The sequence below is a fragment of the Streptomyces mesophilus genome (assembly GCF_040300965.1).
In the GTDB taxonomy this organism is placed as follows: Bacteria; Actinomycetota; Actinomycetes; order Streptomycetales; family Streptomycetaceae; genus Streptomyces; species Streptomyces mesophilus_A.
In genome coordinates this window covers 19,413-40,741 of sequence record NZ_JBEPEW010000073.1, presented here as the reverse complement: position 1 = coordinate 40,741, position 21,329 = coordinate 19,413, and the positions used below count along the sequence as shown (strand labels likewise).

22 protein-coding genes are annotated in these 21,329 nt (G+C 69.1%); 8 read left to right on the top strand and 14 right to left on the bottom strand.

Translation table 11 applies throughout. The features are described from left to right. The first annotated feature begins 124 nt into the window (after positions 1 to 124). Together ABT367_RS24125 and ABT367_RS24120 are read left to right on the top strand one after the other, a co-directional pair. Complete coding sequence (locus tag ABT367_RS24125) at positions 125 to 1,354, top strand: sensor histidine kinase (protein WP_352255168.1); 1,230 nt, start codon at positions 125 to 127, stop codon at positions 1,352 to 1,354. Beyond that, positions 1,351 to 2,037 (top strand): response regulator transcription factor, encoded by a 687-nt coding sequence (locus ABT367_RS24120; RefSeq protein WP_352255164.1) that lies wholly within the window; start codon positions 1,351 to 1,353, stop codon positions 2,035 to 2,037. Before ABT367_RS24125 ends, ABT367_RS24120 begins: the two co-directional genes overlap by 4 nt. 23 nt (positions 2,038 to 2,060) lie before the next feature. Here ABT367_RS24120 and ABT367_RS24115 read toward each other — a convergent pair whose 3' ends face one another. The 4 genes from ABT367_RS24115 to ABT367_RS24100 all read right to left on the bottom strand — a co-directional run bounded on the left by ABT367_RS24115 (position 2,061) and on the right by ABT367_RS24100 (position 4,009). Beyond that, the gene (locus ABT367_RS24115) at positions 2,061 to 2,363 is read right to left on the bottom strand and encodes an immunity 53 family protein (RefSeq protein ID WP_352255163.1); all 303 of its coding nucleotides are present in this window, start codon (positions 2,361 to 2,363) and stop codon (positions 2,061 to 2,063) included. A gap of 63 nt (positions 2,364 to 2,426) precedes the next feature. Beyond that, positions 2,427 to 2,570: a hypothetical protein gene (locus tag ABT367_RS24110; protein WP_352255162.1), complete on the bottom strand. Its 144-nt coding sequence runs from the start codon at positions 2,568 to 2,570 to the stop codon at positions 2,427 to 2,429. A 158-nt stretch (positions 2,571 to 2,728) separates the two neighbouring features. Further along, positions 2,729 to 3,148, bottom strand: a complete 420-nt coding sequence (locus ABT367_RS24105; protein WP_352255161.1) for a hypothetical protein — start codon at positions 3,146 to 3,148, stop codon at positions 2,729 to 2,731. A gap of 294 nt (positions 3,149 to 3,442) precedes the next feature. After that, positions 3,443 to 4,009, bottom strand: coding sequence for a histidine phosphatase family protein (locus ABT367_RS24100; RefSeq protein ID WP_352255160.1), 567 nt, complete (start codon positions 4,007 to 4,009; stop codon positions 3,443 to 3,445). Between the two features lie 245 nt (positions 4,010 to 4,254). On the opposite strand from ABT367_RS24100, the gene ABT367_RS24095 reads away from it, so the two are divergent. Then, the gene (locus ABT367_RS24095; protein WP_352255159.1) at positions 4,255 to 4,494 is read left to right on the top strand and encodes a hypothetical protein; all 240 of its coding nucleotides are present in this window, start codon (positions 4,255 to 4,257) and stop codon (positions 4,492 to 4,494) included. 229 nt (positions 4,495 to 4,723) lie between these two features. Continuing rightward, complete coding sequence (locus ABT367_RS24090) at positions 4,724 to 5,206, top strand: hypothetical protein (protein WP_352255158.1); 483 nt, start codon at positions 4,724 to 4,726, stop codon at positions 5,204 to 5,206. A gap of 91 nt (positions 5,207 to 5,297) precedes the next feature. On the opposite strand, the gene ABT367_RS24085 is transcribed toward ABT367_RS24090, so the two are convergent. From ABT367_RS24085 to ABT367_RS24075, 3 genes are all read right to left on the bottom strand, one after another. After that, entirely contained in the window at positions 5,298 to 6,110 is an 813-nt protein-coding gene (locus tag ABT367_RS24085) for an ABC transporter ATP-binding protein (protein ID WP_352255167.1), read from the bottom strand. 50 nt (positions 6,111 to 6,160) lie between these two features. Further along, positions 6,161 to 7,180, bottom strand: a complete 1,020-nt coding sequence (locus ABT367_RS24080; protein ID WP_352255157.1) for an ABC transporter substrate-binding protein — start codon at positions 7,178 to 7,180, stop codon at positions 6,161 to 6,163. A 281-nt stretch (positions 7,181 to 7,461) separates the two neighbouring features. Next, positions 7,462 to 8,325 carry an ABC transporter permease gene (locus ABT367_RS24075; RefSeq protein ID WP_352255156.1) on the bottom strand — a complete coding sequence of 288 codons (864 nt, stop codon included), beginning with the start codon at positions 8,323 to 8,325 and terminating at the stop codon, positions 7,462 to 7,464. A gap of 297 nt (positions 8,326 to 8,622) precedes the next feature. On the opposite strand from ABT367_RS24075, the gene ABT367_RS24070 reads away from it, so the two are divergent. From ABT367_RS24070 to ABT367_RS24060, 3 genes are all read left to right on the top strand, one after another. Further along, positions 8,623 to 9,798 carry a mandelate racemase/muconate lactonizing enzyme family protein gene (locus tag ABT367_RS24070; RefSeq protein WP_352255155.1) on the top strand — a complete coding sequence of 392 codons (1,176 nt, stop codon included), beginning with the start codon at positions 8,623 to 8,625 and terminating at the stop codon, positions 9,796 to 9,798. A 272-nt stretch (positions 9,799 to 10,070) separates the two neighbouring features. Then, positions 10,071 to 10,709 (top strand): LysE family translocator, encoded by a 639-nt coding sequence (locus ABT367_RS24065; protein WP_352255154.1) that lies wholly within the window; start codon positions 10,071 to 10,073, stop codon positions 10,707 to 10,709. A 765-nt stretch (positions 10,710 to 11,474) separates the two neighbouring features. Continuing rightward, a complete protein-coding gene (locus ABT367_RS24060) occupies positions 11,475 to 12,749 on the top strand; it encodes an acyl-CoA dehydrogenase family protein (protein WP_352255166.1) in 1,275 nt (424 codons plus the stop codon). Positions 12,750 to 12,807: 58 nt separating this feature from the next. On the opposite strand, the gene ABT367_RS24055 is transcribed toward ABT367_RS24060, so the two are convergent. The 6 genes from ABT367_RS24055 to ABT367_RS24030 all read right to left on the bottom strand — a co-directional run bounded on the left by ABT367_RS24055 (position 12,808) and on the right by ABT367_RS24030 (position 19,246). After that, on the bottom strand, positions 12,808 to 13,377 hold the full coding sequence (locus ABT367_RS24055; protein WP_165334170.1) for a GAF domain-containing protein: 570 nt from the start codon (positions 13,375 to 13,377) through the stop codon (positions 12,808 to 12,810). Continuing rightward, entirely contained in the window at positions 13,374 to 13,985 is a 612-nt protein-coding gene (locus tag ABT367_RS24050; RefSeq protein WP_165334171.1) for a GTP-binding protein, read from the bottom strand. Before ABT367_RS24050 ends, ABT367_RS24055 begins: the two co-directional genes overlap by 4 nt. Next, positions 13,963 to 14,340, bottom strand: a complete 378-nt coding sequence (locus tag ABT367_RS24045) for a DUF742 domain-containing protein (RefSeq protein WP_199546054.1) — start codon at positions 14,338 to 14,340, stop codon at positions 13,963 to 13,965. The genes ABT367_RS24050 and ABT367_RS24045 overlap by 23 nt, the downstream gene beginning before the upstream one ends. Before the next feature lie 2 nt (positions 14,341 to 14,342). Beyond that, complete coding sequence (locus ABT367_RS24040) at positions 14,343 to 14,771, bottom strand: roadblock/LC7 domain-containing protein (protein WP_165334173.1); 429 nt, start codon at positions 14,769 to 14,771, stop codon at positions 14,343 to 14,345. 95 nt (positions 14,772 to 14,866) lie between these two features. Next, positions 14,867 to 16,774 (bottom strand): ATP-binding protein, encoded by a 1,908-nt coding sequence (locus tag ABT367_RS24035; protein ID WP_352255153.1) that lies wholly within the window; start codon positions 16,772 to 16,774, stop codon positions 14,867 to 14,869. A 324-nt stretch (positions 16,775 to 17,098) separates the two neighbouring features. Beyond that, positions 17,099 to 19,246, bottom strand: coding sequence for a GH36-type glycosyl hydrolase domain-containing protein (locus tag ABT367_RS24030; protein WP_352255152.1), 2,148 nt, complete (start codon positions 19,244 to 19,246; stop codon positions 17,099 to 17,101). Positions 19,247 to 19,301: 55 nt separating this feature from the next. Between ABT367_RS24030 and ABT367_RS24025 the strand changes: the two genes are divergently transcribed. Continuing rightward, positions 19,302 to 19,673 carry an iron chaperone gene (locus tag ABT367_RS24025; RefSeq protein ID WP_352255151.1) on the top strand — a complete coding sequence of 124 codons (372 nt, stop codon included), beginning with the start codon at positions 19,302 to 19,304 and terminating at the stop codon, positions 19,671 to 19,673. Between the two features lie 47 nt (positions 19,674 to 19,720). Here the strand turns inward: ABT367_RS24025 and ABT367_RS24020 are convergent, their stop codons facing one another. After that, a complete protein-coding gene (locus tag ABT367_RS24020; RefSeq protein WP_352255150.1) occupies positions 19,721 to 21,283 on the bottom strand; it encodes a glycoside hydrolase family 53 protein in 1,563 nt (520 codons plus the stop codon). Positions 21,284 to 21,329: the final 46 nt, after the last annotated feature.

Genomic DNA, 21,329 nt, shown 5'->3' with positions numbered 1-21,329 from the left:
TGATTGTTTTTCTGTGTTGTGCTCTTCCTTTTTGTTCACCGTCCGCCCGCGGGCGGCGGGGCGGGGGGCGGGGGCCCGCGGGGCCGGCGGGCGGGCGGCGCGCGGCCCCGCCGACGAGGTCACGCTGTCGAACCGCCGGCCCCTGCGGCCCACTCGGGGCGCCTGGCTGTTCGATGTGCTGCTTGTGCTGGCGCTCGGGATCACCACCGTCTATTACGGCATCGACAACGCCGGCAACGTGGTCGTACGGGAGATCGCACCCGGCGTCCACAGCGTCGTGCCGCGCCCGAGCGGCCCCGGCGGCATGGCCTTCATGGTCACGCTCGCCCTCATCGCCTCGGGCGCCCTGGCCCTGCGCCGCCGGTACCCGCTCGCCGTGCTGTGCGTGGTGACGGCGGCGACGCTCGCGACACCGTCGAGCGTCCTGCGGCTGACCTTCTACGCGTTCGTCATCGCCGTGTACAGCGCGGCCGTCTACAGCCCGTACCGGATGACGACCCTCGCGGCGCTGGTGGTCTCGGTCGCCCTGGTCGGCACCTCGGGGAATTCGGTGACGCCGATCCTTCCCAACGAGTACGTGGTCCTGCTGATCCTGGCACCGATGGCCGTGGCCGCCGTCGGACTGCGCAGCTGGAAACTGCGCACCGACGAGAGCCGCACCCGGCTGTCCGCGCTGGAACGGGAACAGGCCGATTCGCTGCGCCGGGCCGTCGAGCAGGAGCGGGCCAGGATCGCCCGCGAACTGCACGATGTGGTCACGCACAACGTCAGCGTGATGATCATCCAGGCGGGCGCCGCAAGGAAGATCATGAAGAACTCACCCGACCAGGCCGCGGAGGCATTGCTCGCCGTGGAGGCGGGCGGACGGGCGGCCATGACCGAACTGCGGCACGTCATGGGCCTGCTCACGATGCCCGACACGGACCTGGCCGACGGGGACCCTGCCGGCATGGAACCGGTGCCGGCGCCCCAACCCGGCCTCGACCAGCTGGAGTCGCTGGTCGCACGGGTCCGCGACACGGGACTCGCCGTCGACCTGACGGTGACCGGGACGCCGCGTCCGCTGGCGCCGGGCATCGAACTCGCCGCCTACCGCGTCGTCCAGGAAGCCCTCACCAACACCGTGAAGCACGCGTCCGGAGCGACCGCCCACGTGACCGTCTCCCACGCGCCCGACCGGCTCCGGGTGGAGGTCACCGACACCGGCGGGCACCCGGGCGAAGGCACCGGAAGCGGCCGAGGCCTGATCGGGCTGCGCGAACGCCTCGCCGTCCACGGCGGAACCCTGACCACCGGCCGACGCCTGACCGGCGGTTACCGCGTGGAAGCCCTGATCCCCTTGGAGACACCATGACCGAGCCGCTGCGGGTGCTCCTCGCCGACGACCAGACCCTGGTGCGCACCGGGTTCCGGCTGATCCTCGGCGCCGACGGCATCGATGTGGTCGCCGAGGCGGTCAACGGCGAGGAGGCCGTCGACGCGGTCCGCCGGACCCGTCCCGACGTGGTCCTGATGGACGTCCGGATGCCCGAGATGGACGGCCTCGAGGCCACCCGCCGCATCCTCGCCGGCGCCCCCGGCGAACCCCGCGTCATCATCCTCACCACCTTCGACCTCGACCGATACGTCTACGCGGCCCTGTCGGCCGGAGCGAGCGGCTTCCTGCTCAAGGACGTGACGCCCGAGCAACTGACCGCGGCCGTACGCACCGTCCGCACCGGTGACGCGCTTCTCGCACCGGCGATCACGCGCCGCCTCGTGCAGCGGTTCGCCAAGCGCGGCGACGAAGCCGACGCACTCCACCGCGATCTCGCCTCACTCACCCCGCGCGAAGTGGAGGTGCTGGGACTGCTGGCCCGGGGCCTGAGCAACGCCGAACTCGCCACCCGCCTCCACCTGGCCGAGACCACCGTGAAAACCCACGTCGCCCGCATCCTCGCCAAGCTCGGCCTGCGCGACCGGGTCCAGGCGGTCATCGTGGCGTACGAGACGGGCCTGGTCAGCGCGGGCGACCGTGAGGCCTCCGAGGGGGCCTAGAGGTGCGGTGGCTCCCCAGGCGGCTACGCGCCTTCGGCCCAGGCGCGAAACATGGTGAGTACCTCGGTGAGGCTCTTCGGTCCGCAGGAGGCTTCGAAGCGGCGCTCTCGCACACGGGTGAAGATCCAGTCGGTTTCGCTGCGTCGCACGCTCTGTGCCGAGTAGCCCCTGTCTTCGAGCGAGGTCTCCTCGAGATCGATGGCAACCGTCCACCCCGGGTTGTCGAGTGGCCCGATCTTGACGCCCCATGAGTGCTCCCAGTCGCCGTCGCACTGCTCGGCATACCAACGCTGGAGCCAGTCGAAGACATGCTCGGTGCTGTTCACGGCCTGGATCTTAGGCAGGGCATGTTCGATGGTCGAAGACCTTCGCCACGCATCCGACAGAGCTCACGTGAAGTCCGGCATGTCGCTGTCCTGGGTCGGCAGTTGTGCGACGGCCGCGGCCCTCAAAGCCCGACGGACTGCCTGCCGGCCGTGCTCCTGCTCCAGGCCGCTGTCATCGACGGCCTTTCGAAGGACGCCCCCGCTCATCTCGCAAGCGTCAGGTGCGGGTTCTCAGCTTGGGAAGCTCGTGTGATCTAGGGCCTGTTGGGCATCTGACCTGCGGCGGGCCGCCCTGATGGCCTCCAACTTCGCTGAGCCGCCTCCCGATGTTCCCCGTGGTTTCCCGCTCAACCTGGCACGGCTCGTCAGGAATTCTGCGGTCCGACGAGAGCCTCCTCTAGGGCTTCGCCCCTCATCTCGACGATGACAGCATCACGTTGCATAGACGGCGGCAGGTCTGCGTACTCCTCTGTGCGACATACGACCCCAGCCCGGCTCGGATTGATGACAATCGCACCGAGCTGTGAGACCAGCTCCGCGACGATTGACCACACGCCGCCAGCGTGAGGGCGATGTACTGCGATGCCCAAATCATCAACAAACAGCTCGGCTTCGCTGCCGTCGGGAGCCCGGATCCAAAACTGAAGGCTCCCGTCCTCACACACCTTCAGCTCAGGGTTCCCGACATCGTGTGGTTCCAGTACGGCCCGCACCAGCTGCAGATCCAGCGGAACGGGGGATTCGCCACCGTCGACGAACTTGTAGATGTACGGGCTCCAACCCACGATTCCCCCAGTTGTCCAGGTGGCGCACATTACCCGGAGGTCCGCAGAGCCGACCGCCCCAGCCGCAGAAGGTGTCTCCTATCCCATGCCCGCATACGCGAGCGCGCCGCCGTGCGCGGGCTCTTGATGATGTAGGGAAATTCTGTCCGCGTCGCGGACCTTCGGTTGTCCTGCGTTCACGTGATGCTTAACGCTCCGACGCCACTTGACGCTTGACGGCTCCGTTGCCAGGTTGGCTGTCCGCGACTGCTGTCGTGGGGAGGTCCGGGATGATCTCGATGGAGTGGAACGTAATCAGGTACGCGGTGAGGCAGCGCTCGGGGCTCGGTGCAGCTGGGCGCTGACGAATCGCCCATCCTCGAAGTCGAGCCGCACACCGTCCAGATGGCTGAACGGCGCACCCCACGACGCATGATCGGCGTCGGGTAGGCAGCTCACCAGCGCCGGTTCGATGGAGCCGCCGTGTGCGACGACGAGCGCGGTCATGCCGTCTGGTACGGACCGGACCGTCTCGGTCCAGATGTTCCGGTGCTCCGCTGCAACGTCGGCGAGTTCACCGCCACCAGCGATCAACTCGGCGTAGCGGACGTATGGCTGCGGCCAGCCCCACTGGTCGTGGTGCTCGACCTCGCCCGGTACATACCCGGACGGCATGTCGGCGGTATCGTCCACAGCCCATCCCATGGCGACCGCCGTCTCGATCGCCCGCGGCGATGTGCTGGTCACCACGAACGCGAAGGGTCCCAACTCCGCGCCGACAGCTCGCGCGAGCGCGACCCCGTGCGCGGACAGATGCGAGCCACGGCCGCGAGCCGTTCCCTTTTTCGTCGGCGCATGCCGTCGAACCTCAAGCCACCGCATTCCACAACCCTACAAAGACGGGTACGCCGGCCTCGGTCGAGTGCTCGAGGCAAGAGCCCAGGTTGCCTTCAAGATTCGTGCAAGATCGCGATGTCGGGCTCGATTGACTGGAAACCGCCAGTCCTCATCCGACGCAGAAGCGTCAAGATGCGTCTGAAATAAGGCAGTAGCGATTCCGCCGGAGGCTGGTGCGCGCCGGATTCGCTGTGTGATCGGCTCAGGCCGCCTTACGAAGAGGGTTGAGAGTGATCACGTGTCGTGACTGCGGTGAGGGTGTCGTCACGGCGTTCCGTCTGATCAAGGGTGGGCGCCGACTGTGGGTCTGCCATGAGTGCGACTCGGTGTGGCTCGGTGATGCCCCACCCGCCGGCCGCTCGGAGGGCACGCTCTATCTGTACGTCGAGCCCTATGACGGCCCGGGAACACCCACGGACTGGCAGCAGATCGAACGCGTCGGTGCGTGCGTACCTCATGAAGGCGGGTGACGAGAATCGAACTCGCGCTCTCAGCTTGGGAAGCTCAGGTGATCTAGGGTCTGTTGGGCACCTGAGCCGCGACGGAGGGCGTTGGCGCTCCGTCTCCGCACGGATCGGCACCCCGGTGTTCCCCATGGTTCCCCGCGCAACCTGGTACGAGTCCGGCACGGTGGCCGCGGTCACATCGGGCATTGCTGTACCGCGTCCGACTGTCAGTACTGCATGACATTGTGCCGCCGTGACGACAACGACCGAGCTGACCCTCTTCGCCGACTACTTCCAGATACACCTAGCCGATGCTGACTCGGACGCTGATCTGGGCGATGCATGGACGGACAAGGCCGTTGCCGATCACCTTGCGGTTGCCCGGGATGCACTGGGTATCGGCACGACTGTCAACGTCGACGTTGCTGTGACTGTCGCCATCCTGTCCCAGGAGCCGGATGACGACAGTTCAGAGTGTGATCACGTTGTCGAGGGCAGCCTTTACATCTCGGCAGGGCGCCTGACAGTTCTTGGCTGTACGGATTACGGCCCAGATGCCGCCATCTTCGACGTTCGGCCAGGCTGGAATCGTGTCCGAGTGTCTCGAAGCAACCTGGCTCGGGCAGCCGAGGCCGATGTCGACTCTGCCGACAGTCCTGAGACCATCGAGAAGATCCGTATCCAGGTGTGGGCGACTTCGGAGCTTCCGGTAAAGGTCATTAAGCGGTGGCGGTGACCGGTTACGGCGAGATGCAAAGGTTTTGGAAAGCGCCCCGCCCCTTCGTCAGGAAGGGGCGGGGCGCTTTCGTACGGGACCGGGGCGGGTGTCAGTCGTCCTCCGCCGTCGTCCCGAGCAGTCCGCGGATATGTGTGGTCGCGTCGCGGAACTCCGCGCGGCCCATGGTCTCCGCGTAATCCCGCTCGGCCGGCAGGTCCACCTGGATGATCTCCTGGATGGTGCCGGGGCGCGGGCTCATCACCACCACGCGGTCCGCCAGGTACACGGCCTCCGCGATGGAGTGCGTGACGAGGAGCACCGTGGTGCCCGTCTCCCGCCAGATCCGGTGGAGTTCGACGTTCATCTGCTCACGAGTGAGCGCGTCGAGGGCACCGAACGGCTCGTCCATCAGGAGCACCGGCGGCCGGTGAAGCAGCGCACGGCACAGGGCCACACGCTGCTGCATGCCTCCGGAGAGCTCATGCGGCAGCGCGTCCTCGAAGCCTCCGAGGCCGGTCATCCGGATGAGTTCGTCCGCGCGCGCCCGGGCCTGGGCGGCCGGCAGCTTGCGGATCTCCGCCTGCAACAGGATGTTCTTCAGCGCCGAGCGCCACTCGAGCAGAGCGGCCCGCTGGAAGACGTATCCGATGTCATGGCGGGGTCCGGCGACCTGCTCGCCCTGCAGCCGCACCTGGCCGGACGAGGACTTGAGCAGACCCGCGACCAGCTTGAGCAGCGTGGACTTGCCGCACCCCGACGGGCCGACGATGGCCACGAACTCGCCCGGTGTGACATCGAGCGACACATCGGTGAGCGCGGTGACGTCCCGCTTCTTGCTGCGGAAGCGGACGGCCACGTCCTGGATCCGTACGGCCGGTTCCGGTCCGCTGTCCGCTGTCTTGTCCTTGACGAGTTGGGTCATGTTCGCCCCGTCGGGCTGGTCGATTTCCGACATCTGAGCTCCCGGCATGATCAGCTCTTCGGCGCCAGGTCCTGGGCCCAGTAATCGGCCACCGGCTTGGCGTTCTGGACCAGACCCGCGTCCTTGAAGACGTCGATGGTCGTCTGCCAGTCCTCCTCGGTGTTCGCACCGGGGGCCTGGCCTTCGGTGGCGTCCGTGTGCAGCAGAGTGAGCGTGGTCTTGAACTGTTCGGTCAGGACCTCCTCGGGCGGCAACTGCTCCGAGGCACCGTCCATCGACTTCACCGCGTCGGCGGGCGCCTTCTCGGCGGCGGCCCAGGACTCGCTGACGGCCTTCGCCATCCGCTTGGCCAAGTCGCTCTTGGCGAGGGTCTTCTGACCGGCGATCAGACCGTTGGAGTAGAAGTTCAGACCGTGCTCGGAGAAGCGGAGGTACTCGACGTCCTTCTTCGCCTTGTTGGCCATGGTCGGACCCTGGTCGCTCGCGTAGCCGAGCAGGGCATCCGTCTTCCCGGAGATCACCGCGGCGATCTTGCCCGCCGGGTCGGTGTTCTGGACGGTGACGTCCGATTCCTTCAGGTCGTTGGCCGCGAGGAAGGCCGGGAAGGTCTTCGACAGCGCGTCACCCGTCGTACCGGCGATGACCTTGCCCTTGAGGTCGGCGGGCGACTTGATGTCCTGGTCGGCGAAGAACTGCACGGAGGCCGGTGTGGTCTGCAGGAAGACGCCGAGGCTCTTGACGTTCACGCCCTGCTCGACGCCGGCGAGCACCGCGGGGGTGTCGGCCCAGCCGAAGTCGGTCTGTCCTGCGGCGGTGGCCTGCACGGTCTTCTGGGAGCCCTGGCCGGCCTGGATGGTCAGGTCGATGCCGTTGTCCTCGAAGATCTTCTGCGCCTTGCCGTAGTAGAACGGCGCGTGCTCCCCGTACGGATACCAGTTGAGCGTCAGAGTCACCTTGTCCAGCTTCTTGCCGTCCTTGCTGGTCGTGGTGCCGGAGTCATCCCCACCGCAGGCCGTGGCGGCGACCAGGAGCAGCGGGACGAGGCCTATCAGGGTTCTGCGCGGGTGCATGGTGGCCTGCCCTTTCACGAGCGGACGTCGGGGTCACTTGCCTGAAGTGCGGGACGGGGCTTGCTGGTTGTGCCGGTCATACGTGGCGGACGGACCGGATCTTTGCGGTTCGGGTTCGGGGGTCGCACGCCTTTGCGGTGCGGGTTCGGGGGCGCATGCCTTCGCGGTGCGGGTACGGGGGCGCATGCCTTCGCGGAGCGGGTACGGGGATCGCATCCCTTCGCGGAGCGGGTACAGAGGTCGCACGCCTTCGCGGTACGGGTACGGGGATCGCATGCCGGTCAGAACGCGGTCGTGACGCCGGACTCGCGGCGGCTCGCGTGCCAGGGGAGCAGCAGCTTCTCGGCGATCTCGACGATCACGAACAGCACGACGCCGATCAGGGACATCACCAGGAGGCCCGCGAACAGCATCGGGGTGTCGAGGTTGCCGTTGGCCTGCAGGATCACATAGCCGAGGCCCTCGTTGGCCCCGACGAACTCCCCGACCACGGCTCCGGTCACGGCCAGCGTGACGGCGACCTTGAGGCCGGAGAACAGATGCGGCAGGGAGGCGGGGAAGCGGATCTTCACAAAGGTCTGCCAGGGGCTCGCGCCCATCGTCGAGGAGAGCTGGAGCATCTCCGGGTCGACGGCCTTGAGTCCGGTCACCATCGAGATCACCACGGGGAAGAACGCGATGAGGACCGCGATCACGATCTTCGGTGCGATGCCGAAGCCCAGCCACACCACGAACAGCGGCGCGATGGCGATCTTCGGTACGACCTGGGCGAAGAGCAGGATCGGGTAGAGCGTCTTCTCCACGGTCGAGGAGTAGACCATGATCACGGCGGCGAACACCCCGATGGCCACCGCCACGACGAAGCCGATCAGCGTCTCGTAGGTGGTCACCCAGCTGTGCTGCCAGAGATAGTCCGGCTTCTCGACGATCACCTCGAAGGTCTTGCCGGGCGAGGGCACCAGATACGGCTCGACCAGCTCCAGCGCGGCGATCACCCACCAGGCCACGAAGCAGGCGAGCAGCAGGGCCACGGGACGCCAGCTCTTCTCGGCGGCGTCGGCGAACCGCTCACGCGCGCTCGGGCTTTCACGTAGCGCGACACCCGCGGTCTTCACGGGTGCCGAGGACAGTGCGCTCTGACTCACGAGGAACTCCCCTGAGGGTGACTGCAGTTGACGGAGAGCTGGTTGCTCGGGATGGTGCTCGGGCTTTCATCCGATCTTTCATCGGTACCTGGGCCTGCTCTGTGACCTGGTTGCGCTCGGGCTCTGATCGGAAACGCTTTCAGAAAGCGCTTTCTGGTACGCTCCCGGTCACGCTAATGACCGCCCGAGTGCACGGTCAATAGGTCGTGCACAGGTTTCCGCGCCGTCGGCCCCGCGCACCTCGGGGCCGAGGGGTCGCGCGTCCGCAACTCCCCGATCGAGAGGCCTGTGTTGGACATGGAACCGACCGGAGCAAGCTCGCAGCCGGCCGCACTCGCTTCGCTGGTCATCGACCGCGTCGAGACCTTCGCGGTGGCACTCCCCACGCACCGCTCCTTCGGCGTCTCCGGCGGCGCGGTGGCCGTCGCGGGACTGCCGAGCATCCGCGTCCTGGTGAAGGTGAGCGCCGACGGGGTGCACGGCTGGGGCGAGGCGACCCCGATACCCGCCTGGACGTACGAGACGTCCGAGTCGATCGTGACGACCATCGACCGCTATCTCGCCCCGGCCATCACCGGCCGTCCCGCCTGGGACCTCGACGGGGTCGACCGCGCCTTCGACCGCGCGGTGAACCGAGGTTTCAGCATCGGCGCCCCGCTCGCCAAGTCGGCGGTGGACGTGGCCCTGCACGATCTGCTCGGCCGCGCCGCCGGGGTGCCGTTGGGTGTGCTGTGGGGTCAACGGCGCGTCGAATCACTGCGGTTGGGCTGGATCGTGTCGGGCCAGACGCCGTCGCAGGTGGGCGAGAGCGTCGCCGAAGGCCTGGCGCTCGGCTACCAGGCCTTCAAGGTCAAGATCGGGCTGCACGACGAGGAGACCGACCTCGCGGTGGTCGCCGCCGTACGCGAGCACGCGCCGACGGCGCCCCTGTGGGTGGACGCCAACCAGGCGTACTCCGTGCACAGCGCCCTGCGAGTCGCCCGCCGTCTGGACGAGTTGGGCGTCACGGCCTTCGAACAGCCGCTGCCGGCCAACGATGTGGCCGGACTGCGCCGGCTGCGCGACACGTCTCCGCTGCCGGTCGCGCTGGACGAGTCCCTGCGCCACCCCTCGGACCTGGCGACCTTCGTGCGCCTGGAGGCCGTGGACGTGGCCATCGCCAAGGTGCAGCGCAGCGGCGGACTCACCCTGTCGCGGCGGCTGTGCCAGCTGGCCGAGGACAGCGGGGTGCGGCTGATGGGCTCGGGCCTCACCGACTCCGATCTGGGGCTCGCCGCCTCGCTCCACCTGTTCGCGGCCCATGGGATCGACACGCCCGTGGACCTCAACGGCCGCCAGTTCATCGGCTCCCCGTACGCCGGACCGACCGTGACGGTCGACAAGGGCGTGGCCCATGTACCCACGGGGCCGGGGCTCGGGGTCGAGGTGGACGAGGATGTGGTGCGGGAGTTGGCGGTGGACGTGCTGGCGTAGAGGCTGACTCACCGGGGGCGAACCCCAGGCGTCGGGGCCGGCGCGGCACGCCGAGGCCGGCCCGGCAGACGCGGTGGCTCGGCGTGAGCGGCTGACCGACCGGCAGGCGGCCCGGCAGACGCGGCGGGCCGACAGGCAGGCGTCCCAGCAGGCGAGGCAGGCCGGCAGGCGTAGGACGGATCCCGCTCCATCGGCCCGTTCTCAAGCCGCAGCTCCAGCAGGAGAAGGGCGCGCGCTCAGGCCGTGGGACCGGTGTCGTAGGCTGGCCGTCCATGGCAACAAGCACCTCACTGTGGTCCTTCGCCCTCGTCGTAGGGCTTCTCACCCTGACTCCCGGTCTCGACACCGCCCTGATCCTGCGCACCTCGGCCCTCGGCCGGCGCAGACGGGCCTGGGGCGTCGTCCTCGGAATCCAGACCGGCACTCTGCTCTGGGGTGCGCTCACCTCCCTGGGGGTGACCGCGCTCCTGACGGCCTCGCACCTCGCCTACACCACCTTGCGCTGGGTCGGTGCCGCCTATCTCGTCTGGCTGGGCGCCCGCATGCTGCGGGACACCTTCCGCGGCAGGCCCATGGCCGGGGAAGGCGACCCCGGCCTACTCGGCGGGGAGGACTCGGTCACCGGAGGCTGGCGGCAGGGGACGCTCACCAATCTCCTCAACCCGAAGATGGGCGCCTTCTACGTCGCGGTCCTGCCCCAGTTCATCCCCGTCGGCGCCCACCACTTCGCGATGGGGCTGGTACTCACGACCGTGCACGTCCTGCTCGGTCTGCTGTGGTCGGCCGCTCTGATCGGCTTCGCCCGCGTGCTGCACGGCTGGCTGCGCAGGCCTCGCGCCCGCCGTCTGCTGGACCGGATCACCGGGACCGTCATCGCCGCCTTCGGCGTCCGCCTCGCTCTCAGCGACTGAGCTCCACGCTCGGCCGAGCGCAGCGCCTGGGCCAACCGCAATGCATCGCCCAAGCGCAATTCCTGGACTGAGCACCACGCCCGGACCGAGCACCACACCCACCAGCACCCAGACAAAACGCGCCCCCTTCACGCCCCCTCACGCATCCACACGCCCACCCAGCCGCCTCCGTACCAACGTGTAGCCGAACCGTTCCTGCAGCACACGCCTTCCGGACAGCGAACACCCGTTCCCTTTCGGCGGGGCACCTGGGGCGGGCGAGTCCGGGAATGATCTGCGCAACGGCTGTGCCCCGGGCCCGAAACCCCGGCACTCCGGACCTACCCCGGCACTCCCGTATCCCCGTCTCAGGATGCGGAACGCGGATGGCTCATTCCGTGAGTCCAATTCCGGACCGGACAAGGGCGACTGTGTCCGAATTCTGTCGCCCAAGATGGACACTCTGAGCGTTCCGGGCCGATCCGACGACCCGGTCTGCCATATGCCGCGGAAACTGTTGCCCGAGGCATGTGGCAGCCGGATGGCCGAGGGGAATGCCTCGGGCGTGGACCGGATGGACTCACCGCACCCGACGCCGACCCGGCGTATGTCAACTGTCCGCTTTTGCGCCAAAGTTGCGAGACGATCTTGTGGTTGCCTCAAGCTTCAACAAGATGGTGTGGTGGCCTGTTCGGGACGGGACCACTTCGAAGAAAACTCCTGCTCGAACAACCCTGCGAGCAGGCTTTTCACGGAGGAAGGCTCGCGATGGACACCATGGGAACCATGGACAGCTACTTCACCAGCCGACGGCACCATCAACTCCGCGAAGAGGTCAGGAGTTTCGCCGAACGGGAGGTCCTTCCGCGGGTCCCGGCGATGGAGGAGTCGCGTTCCACTGCCCATGGCATATCCCGGCTGATCGCACGGCAGGGCTGGCTGGGGGCGACCATCCCCGAGGAGTACGGCGGGATGGGTGCGGGGCACCTCGCCAAGACCCTCATCATCGAGGAGCTGTCACGGGTCAGCGGAGCGATGGGCGCGATGGTGCAGGCCTCCCAGCTGGGCGTCGCCAAGATCGTGCACTTCGGCAACGACGACCAGAAGAAGACCTGGCTCCCCGCCGTGGCCGCCGGTCACTGCCTGCCCACCATCGCGGTCACCGAGCACGAATCGGGCGGACACGTCCTCGGGATGGCCGCGAGCGCCGTACGGGACGGTGACGACTACGTGCTCAACGGCCGCAAGGTGTACGTGGGCAACAGCCATGTCGGCGATCTGCACGGCGTCATCGTGCGCACCGGGCCGGGTTCCAAGGGGCTCACGGCCTTCCTGGTGGAGTCGGACCGTCCGGGCTTCTCCCTGGGCGAGCAGCAGCCGGCGATGGGGCTGCACGGGTTCAGCTTCGGCGAGCTGATCTTCGACAACTGCCGTGTCCCGGCGGCCAATCGGCTCGGCGCCGAGGGGGACGGCCTCTCCGTCGCGTACTCCTCCAGCGTCCTGTACGGCCGGGCGAACCTCACGGCCGTATCGCTGGGGATCCATCAGGCGCTCGTGGAGGAGACGACCCGCTTCTGCGCGGAGCGCGAGCGCTACGGCAAGCCGCTGCACGCGCTGTCCAACGTCAAGATCAAGCTGGGGCAGATGCAGTCCCGGCTGATGACCGCACGCCTGGCCGCCTATCACGCGGTGCATCTGCTCGACCAAGGCGCCGACTGCGACGCGGAGTTGATGAACGCCAAGGTCGTCAATGTCGAATCGGCCCTGGACTCGGCGCGCAACGCGATGGAGATCCATGCCGCGGCCGGCCTCTTCACCAACCGGCCCATCGAGCGCTTCCTGCGCGACGCGCACCACATCTTCGCGCCCGCGGGCACCTCGGACGTCCAGCTCCTTCGGCTGGCCGAGGTGGCCCTCGGCACGGCGAAGGGCAGCTGGTCGGAGCGGCTCAGTGAGCTCGTACGCAATCAGCCGACGGGTCCGGATCAGGACCTGGACTGGGCGGACGGCAGCTGGGGTCAGGTCCCGCCACAGCGCACGCACTGTGCCGGCAAGGTATGAACTCCCTTGCCGTGAACGGAACCTGTGTCCCCGGGCGGCTCGCCTGAGCGCACCGCGATCAGATGCGACCGTCCTCCCGGCGGTGGATCTGCTCGATCAGCTCGGCGGCCAGGGACTTGATCGTCTCGAGCCCCGCCCTCCCCCAGGGGCGCGGCTCGGTGTCGACCACGCAGATGGTGCCCAGCGCCATGCCCGTACGGTCGATCAGCGGCGCGCCCAGGTAGGAGCGGATGCCGATCTCGTCGACCACCGGATTGCCCGCGAAGCGCGGGTAGTCGCAGACGTCCTCGAGGACCAGGGCCTTGCGGCGGACCACCACATGCGGGCAGTAGCCGTGGTCGCGGGCCATATAGCGGCTGACCCCCGCGCTGGCCGCGGCCGCGCCCAGTTCGGAACCTGAGTGCGTGCCGGTCGGGGTGTGCAGACCGGCGAAGAACTGCCGGTTCTCGTCGATGAAGTTGACCATCGAGAAAGGCGCCCCGGTGACCTCGGCCAGACGGTCCGCGAAGGCGTCGAAGGCCGGGTCCGCGTGTTCGCCGAGGCCGAGCTGGCGCAGGCGCTGCACCCGGCTCGGCGCCTCCTTGTCGATGGGCGTGAGCAGGAGATGCCCGGTCGGGTCGTACGTCATGTCGTTGCTCCAAAGCTCGGGGCCGGAGTGGACTTGGTGAGCAGATGCTGGACGAGCGTCACCAGGGTCTGGATGCCGGACGAGGAGATTCTGGCGTCGCACAGGACCACGGGGACCTCGGGCCGCAGATCTATGGCGGCGCGTACTTCCTCGGGCTCGTAGCGGAAGGCGCCGTCGAACTCGTTGACCGCGACGACGAAGCCGATGCCGCGGCGTTCGAAGAAGTCGACGGCGGCGAAGCAGTCCTCGAGGCGGCGGGTGTCGGCGAGGACGACCGCGCCGAGCGCGCCCTCGGACAACTCGTCCCACATGAACCAGAACCGCTCCTGGCCCGGGGTGCCGAAGAGATAGAGCACATTGCGGGAGTCGAGCGTGATCCGGCCGAAGTCCATGGCGACCGTGGTGGTGGTCTTGTGCTCGACGCCGTCGAGCCGGTCGGTGCCGACGCTCACCGTGGTGAGCAGCTCTTCGGTGCTCAGCGGTTCGATCTCGCTGACCGCCCCCACGAACGTCGTCTTGCCGACCCCGAAGCCTCCCGCGACAAGGATTTTGAGCGCGGTGGGGAAGGGGTCCTGGGCGAAGGCATCAGAGCCGTCGTCGTAGGCCATCGAGCACTGCCTCCAATAGCGACCGGTCGGTGGGGTTGTGCGTGCGGAACGACGGGGCCTTCGCGGTGAGCGCCCCGCAGTCGACGAGATCCGAGAGCACCACCTTGGTGACCACTGCGGGGAGCCGTAAGTGCGCGGCCACCTCCGCCACCGAGGTGGGGCGGGACCCGATCAGACCGAGTGCGTCGGTGTGTTCGGGTCCCATCTGACCGGCCGGCAGGGCGCCGGTGGTCATCACCATCGAGAGAAGATCCAGGGCAGCGGTCGGCCGGGTGCGCCCGTTGCTCACCGTGTAGGGGCGCACCAGTCGGCCGGCCGCGTCGTCGAGCCACGGCCCGTCCTGCGGGGCCGCCATGTTCAGAGCCTCGGACCGGACTCGGCGGCCTGCCGCGCAGGTGTCACCAAGTAGGGCCGCACGCTCTTCACCAGCATCGCCATCTCGTAGCCGAGGACCGCCGCGTCGGCGTCCCGTCCGGCGAGCACCGCCAGACAGGTGCCGGAACCGGCGGTGGAGACGAACAGCAGGGTGGAGTCCAGCTCGACGACGACCTGGCGCACCTCGCCTCCGTCGCCGAAGCGCGCGCCGGCGCTGCGGCCGAGGGAGTAGAGGCCGGAGGCCAGCGCGGCCATGTGGTCGGCGCTGTCGGTGTCGAGTCCGTGGACGGATTTGACCAGTCCGTCGGAGGAGAGGAGCACTGCGCTGCGGGTGTGCGGTACTCGCTGCACCAGGCCGCTCAACAGCCAGTCGAGATCGGAGACATGGCCGTTCGGCACATCGCTCGCCATGGTGGATCGACTCCTTGGGGTACGAGGGTCCTGCGGCGGGGGGTTCAAGGGGGTCGCGGGGTACGCGGCGTTCCTGGAGGGCGCGGGTAATCGGGTCATCCGGTCGGGTCACTCCCCCGGCTGCGGAGGGACTGTTCGCGGTCCTGCGCGGGGTCCTGCGCCGGGTCCGCCGCCTCGGCGAGCCCGATGCCCCGCTGGAACGCGGCCATCAGACCCGGGTCGTGGCCGACCACGTGCCCGTTGTCGGGGCGTGCGGGCGGCTCTTCGCGCAGCTGTGGGGCGATGTGCTCCTGGGCGCGGCGCTTGGGCAGTTGCGGGCGGCCCATGGTGCCGCGCACCGCGCTGTGCACGGGCGCGGGCGAGCTGTGGTGCTCGGTGGCTGCGGCGCGGTCCTCCGGCCGGATCCCGGGGACGGCTTCGGACGGGGTGGCCCGCTCCTCGTGGGTGGCACGCACGGGGAGCGGCGAACCGCCGTTCAGGCGGCTGCCGTTGCCGGTCACCGGGAGTCCGGCGGAGGTGGGCTGGTACGGGGTGTCGTCGCGCTGCGGCTGTTCGGGTACGTGACTCAGCGACGGGGCCGGTGCGGTGTGCGAGGCGAGTGCGGGCGCCTCGGTGGTCCGGGTCACGGGCTGGGGAACCGGCTGCGGCGCGGGCCGTGCGACGGAACCGGTGTGCTGGGCGGTCGATCCCGTGTGCTGGGCGCTGGTGAGCTGGGCGGGCCCGCCGGCTCCGGTGCTCTGCACGCGCGGCTGTTCGGCGGTCTGCCCTGACTGCTGCGGTGCCTGTTCGGAGCCGAGCAGACCCTGCGGCAGCACGATGACGGCCTGGATGCCGCCGTAGATGTTCGACTGCAGCCGTACGGCGACACCGTGCCGCCGGGCGAGGGCGGAGACCACGAACAGGCCGATCCGGCCGTCGGAGAGCAGGCTGGCGACGTTGACCTGGTCTGGGTCGGAGAGCAGGGTGTTCATCTTGTTCTGCTCGGTGACCGGCATACCGAGGCCGCGGTCCTCCACCTCGACCGCGATACCCGCGGTGACATGGCTGGCGCGCAGCAGCACCTGGGTGTGCGGGGCGGAGAACACCGTGGCGTTCTCGACCAGTTCGGCGAGCAGGTGGATGACGTCGGCGACGGCGTGGCCGCGCAGGGTGCCCTCGATCGGGGGCACGAGCTTGACGCGCGAGTACTGCTCGACCTCCGCGATCGCGGAGCGCAGCACCTCGGTCATGGTGACCGGGTTGGACCACTGGCGCCGGGAGATGGCGCCGCCGAGCACCGCGAGGTTCTCCGCGTGCCGGCGGATGCGGGTGGCGAGGTGGTCGACGTGGAAGAGGCCCTTGAGCAGCTCGGGGTCCTCGACCTCGTTCTCCAGTTCGTCGAGGAGCTGGATCTCGCGGTGCACCAGGGACTGCAGGCGCCGGGCGAGGTTGACGAAGACCTCGACCTTCTGTTCGCTGCCCGCGTGGCTGGAGAGCTGGGAGGCCTGGACGACGGAGGCGACGGCCATGTCGTAGGCGCGGCCCAACTCCTCGGCCAGCTGCTCGAATTCGTCGGGGTCCTGGCTGGGGCGTCCGGGTGCCTTGCGGGGCGGCGGTCCTTCGCCGCGGCGCAGCCGCTCCACCAGCTGACGCAGATCGGCCTGGCTCCGTGCGCTGGTCTTGCGCAGGGAGATGAGCCGGTCCCGTGCGGTCCTGGCCGAACGCTCGGCGGCGATGGCCGCCGCGGCGATGCCGGCCAGGGCGACTAAGCCTGCTCCGGCGAGCACGACCCAGAGCTCGGTGTCGGGGCTTGCCTCGGTCGAGCGCAGGGTGAACAGGACGGCGGCCGCGCCGCACAGGGCCACCGCGACGGCGGGCAGCACCGCGATGCGCAGCATCTGTCGGCGTATATGCGGCTCGGGCATACCGGATCGCGCAGTCCGGTCGGCGCGGCTCGGCTGCCTGCCGTGTCGCCCGCCCTCACGGCGATCTGCGCGTGCGGCCGGTTCGCGGAGATTCGACATCAGCGTCCTCGGGTGGAATTCGCTCGGGTTCGGTGCGAGGTGTGGAGCGGAGGGTCGTACAAATGGCGTGGGTCCCGATGCCGTCTCCGGCAGGCGGAACTGTGCGATGTGGCAGCACCGCACGGCCGGTCGTCCGGACGCTGGCTTGCGTCCGGTGCGTAGATCGGCGGACACACACGGTAGTCGTGAACGCATCCTGTGCGCGGGCCAGTTGGCAAAGTCGAGCGAAGCCCGCCGAGCTCTGCTATATGCGTTCGGACTGGTGAACGAAGGTGCAGCCGGGGTCTTCGCGCACGTATCCGGAACCTCACGCGCCACACCCTCTCATCCCCCGGTGAACTCCCCCCACGCGACCTCCCCTTGACCGTCGTACCGGCGTCCGTCGCGTGCGGTGACCGCCAGGGTGCCGTTCCCGCGCAGGCGTCCGGAACCGTCCGGCCGGACGGTGAGGAACCGGCTGGAGAAGTGCGCGCCGCCGCCCACCGCGAGCCGTCCGTCCCGGGTCGGTTCGACGCCGAGCAGACGCAGATAGGCGAGCAGCGGCTGGGCGTGACTGTGCTGGTTGGCGACCGGCCAGGCCTGCATCGCGACGCCGAGGTCGGGCAACACCCAGGTCTGGCCCGGGCGTTCGGACTCGGGCGGCAGATAGGCGTCGGGGCCGGACAGCGTGCCCTCCCAAAGGCCGGGGTACGCCTCGGTGTGCGCGGAGAGGGACATCCGTCGCCATTCGTCCCAGGCGAGAGCGGGGTCGATCCGTGCCGCGGCCCAGATGAGCGTCGCGTTGATCGCGTACCAGTGGCCGCCCATGCCGTCGGCCTTGGGCGGCCAGTGGAGGCGCGCCCCGAGCGGTGCGTCCTTGCGCAGCAACTCGTCGATGGTGGAAAGCAGTTGGCGCGCCTGCACGTCGGTGGCGGCGCCGCACAGGATCGCCCAGGGCTGCCCTTCGAGCCACAAGGAGTCCTCGCCCACCTGTGCGCCGCCAGGTCCGAGCGCGCGCCGGAACCAGCGCCCGTTCCACTCCCCCGCCACGCGCACGCGCAACTCCTCGCCGTAGGACCGCGCCTCGGCCGCGGTCGGCAGGTCGCCGAGCCGCTGCGCGAGCCCGGCGTAGACGGGCAGCACCCATGCGGCCATGGCCGAGTTGAGTACGGATTCACCGTGGTCGATCATCGTCTGCCGGTCGATGCCGGCCTCATCGAGCGCGAGGTCGTTCCAGTCGGCGTTGAGGATGCGGACATGGCCGTGCTCGCCGGTCCCGACCACGTCCTTGAACCAGCGGAACTGCCGCCGCAGATGCTCCTGCAGCGGCACCTGCTCCGCCTTGTGCACGGGATGGAACGGCGCGGGCTGCGCGAACGCGGCCAGGTCCCCGGTCGCCGCCGCGTACTCGGCGGCCAGCCACAGCGTCCAGAGGTTCTGGTCGGATGGCTGGAAGAGATCGGTGCGCGGCTGCTTCATGTTGTCGAGCGCGTACGGGAGTTCGCCTTCGGGGCTCGCCCAGGCGCAGGTGTTCCGCAGCACCGACAGGGCGAGATCGGGCTCTGTGTGGACGAGCGGGAGCGCGTGCTGAAGCGGGTCGCGTGCGGCGCCGTTGAAACCGTGGCGGAACGAGTAGGCCGAGCTCTGGTCGAGGGTGTGCCCGCCGAGGACACCGTCCGCACAGGCTCCGCCCGTCAGCAGCGCGGCATGCCAGGGGATCTCGCGGGCGGCCTGCGGGGCCTGGTCCGCGGCGGCTTCGGGGAGGCGGCGGCGCAGGAGCTCGGGGTCGGCGATCGGGGGCGTAGATGTGTGGCCACCGGACGCGACCGCGAGCCCGAACCGGAAGTGCACCGACTCCCGCTGCCCCGGCCCGAGTTCGAGCGGCAACTCCACCCGGAGCAGCCCCTGCGCTCCCTCGGCCACAGCGCCGGGCCCTTCGAGCCGGAGCGTCTCGCCGCCTTCGTACGCGGGCCGCTGGGTGCGCGCGCCGATCTCCAGGTAGTCGAGGACCCGCTGCCGTACGTCCCATTCCTCGCTCAGGGTCCAACACACGCTTTCGGCACGGCGGTTGGTGACGACGACCTGGATCCGGACGAACGGGTCCTCGCCCTCGGGCACCGTCACGGTGCGTTGCATTGCGAGGTCCGCGGACTCGGTGCCGACGCGCAGATACGTGGGTCCGAACACGATCCGCGGATCGTGCCCCTCCGCGCGCGCCGACGTCAGGAGCACCGACTCCCCGTCGTGCACCTGGCTGACCCCCGTGCCCTGCGGTTCGGGTTCGGTGAGCCAGCGCAGGTCCTTGTGCTCGTCCCAGAGCCCGCACCGGCCGTCCGTATCGGCCACGAGGGTGAGCCTGCGGTTGCCGAGGTGCACCCAGCGGCGGCGGGTCGGCGGGTCGATGACTCGGTTCCAGGCGGGCGGCGGCGGTCCGGTGCGCAGGGCGAACGCGGGCAGTCCCGAGTCGTCGATCCAGCGTCCGTATCCGCTCATGGCATCCCTTCGCCGCCCGATCGGCCCGTCGGGCGCATCGTGCCACACTGATCGCATGAGCAAGCCGACGACTGTGGACGCGTATCTGGAAGGCTTCGCAGGTCCTGCACGCGAGCTCCTCGATCAGGTGTGTGCGCTGGCCGGTGCGGCCGTGCCGGACGCCACCGGTGCGATCAAGTGGGGCCATCCCGCCTGGGTCCACCCCTCGGGGACGATCCTGTTCGCCCTGAGCGGCCACAAGCAGCACGCGAACGTGGTCTTCACGCCCAGCACCCGGGAAGCCTTCGACGCGAAGCTCACCTCGTTCGAGACGGGCAAGGGCTCGGTCAAGCTCCCGTACGGGGAGCCGGTGCCGGGCGAGCTGCTGCGCAGGATGATGGCGTACCGGGTGCGTGAGCACGAGGTGGACGGCGTCAAGTGGATGTGAACCGCCCCCGACCGCCGGGCCTCGGCGGTCGGGGGCGCTGCTGACCCTCAGCGGTGCTTGAACCACCGCATGGCCGGCAGCGGGCGGTCTCCGTATCCGAACAGCGCCTGGTTCTCCCACGCGTTCCCGGTGGACGGATCGGCCGGATCCCAGCCGTTGCCCGCGACCGCCGTCCAGGTGGCGTCCCACCAGAAGACGCCGAGTCCGCGGCCCCCGGGTACGGCCTCGACGACATTGAGCACGTCACGGAACCAGGCGGACTGCCCCGCCTCCGTCGCCGGATACCCGGACACCAGTTCATCGCTCCGGTCGATCACGTTCTCCCAGCTGTCATCGCTGTCGAGCCGGAAGGGGTACGCGGTCTCGGCGACGTACAGCGGCTTCCTGTACCGCGACGCCAGGTCGTCCAGGTTGGCCTGGAGGTCGGACAGGTCGCCGTGCCAGTAGCCGTAGAAGGAGAGGCCGATGACGTCGAAGGGCACGCCCTGGGCGACGGCGTTGTCGAACCACCAGCGGTAGAGCGCGTTGTCGCCGCCGTGCGCGAGGTGCAGCGCGACGAGCGTGCTCGACGAGACGGCTTTCGCCGCCTGCGCACCCGACGTCAACAGGCCCGCGGTCCGGGACCAGTTGGAGGTGCTGCCCGCCGGCCAGAGCAGCCCGGTGTTGATCTCGTTGCCGATCTGCACCATGTCGGCCGTGGTGCCCTGCCCCTTGAGGGCGTTGAGGACGTCGTAGGTGTGGTCGTACACGTCGGTGCGGAGTTGGCTGTACGAGTGGCCGGCCCAGGCGGCCGGCGGGGACTGCACCCCGGGGTCGGCCCAGGTGTCGGAGTAGTGGAAGTCGACAAGGAGCTTCATGCCCTGGGCCTTGATGCGCTTGGCCTGGCTGAGGACGCGGGCCTTGTTGTTGTAGCCGTCCGCCGGGTTCAGCCAGACGCGCAGGCGCGCGTAGTTCATGCCCGCGGACCTCAGGGTGGCGAGGGCGTCGGTCGCCGTGCCCGCACCGTCGCGGTAGACGCCTCCGCGGTCCTCGTTCTTCTTGAGGGAGGAGATGTCGGCGCCCTTCACCGGCACGCCGGTGGAGCCGGGCGTCAAGGTGAAGTCGTCGAAGTTGGCCCACTGGCCCGCGGCGGCGTCCGAGGTGAGGCTGACGGTGCAGGCGCCGCCGGTGACCCTGACCGAGGTGACCAGGCGTATCCACGTGCCGTTGGGCGTGGGCGGCAGATCGGTGCGCTGCTCGGAACTCCCGCAGTTCTTCAGGGAGATGTACGCGGAGTTCTGCCCGCCGCTGGAGCGGACCCAGCCGCTGAGCGTGTGGTTCCCGTCGGTGAGACCGGTGAGGTACTGATACGTCTCGACCTTGTACGCGGAGGCGGAGTAGTGGCTGAGGCGGTGGCCGCCCCCGTGGCCGCCGGCCTCGGAGAAGGAGGCGGCCGTCGTGCCGTACTCGGACCAGCCGCTCGGTGCCGCGCTTCCCGCACCGTCGGCTTCGAAGCCGGTGTTGGTGAGGGTGCTCGCGGCCTGGGCGGGTGCGGCGGGCACGCTGGACAGGGTGGCCAGGGCGAGCGCGGCCGCAAGGGTCCAAGTGGTGCGTACGAGAGGGAGCTTCATCGTCGTCCCTTCGACGTGGGGGGATGTGAAGAACCCCGCCCGGAGC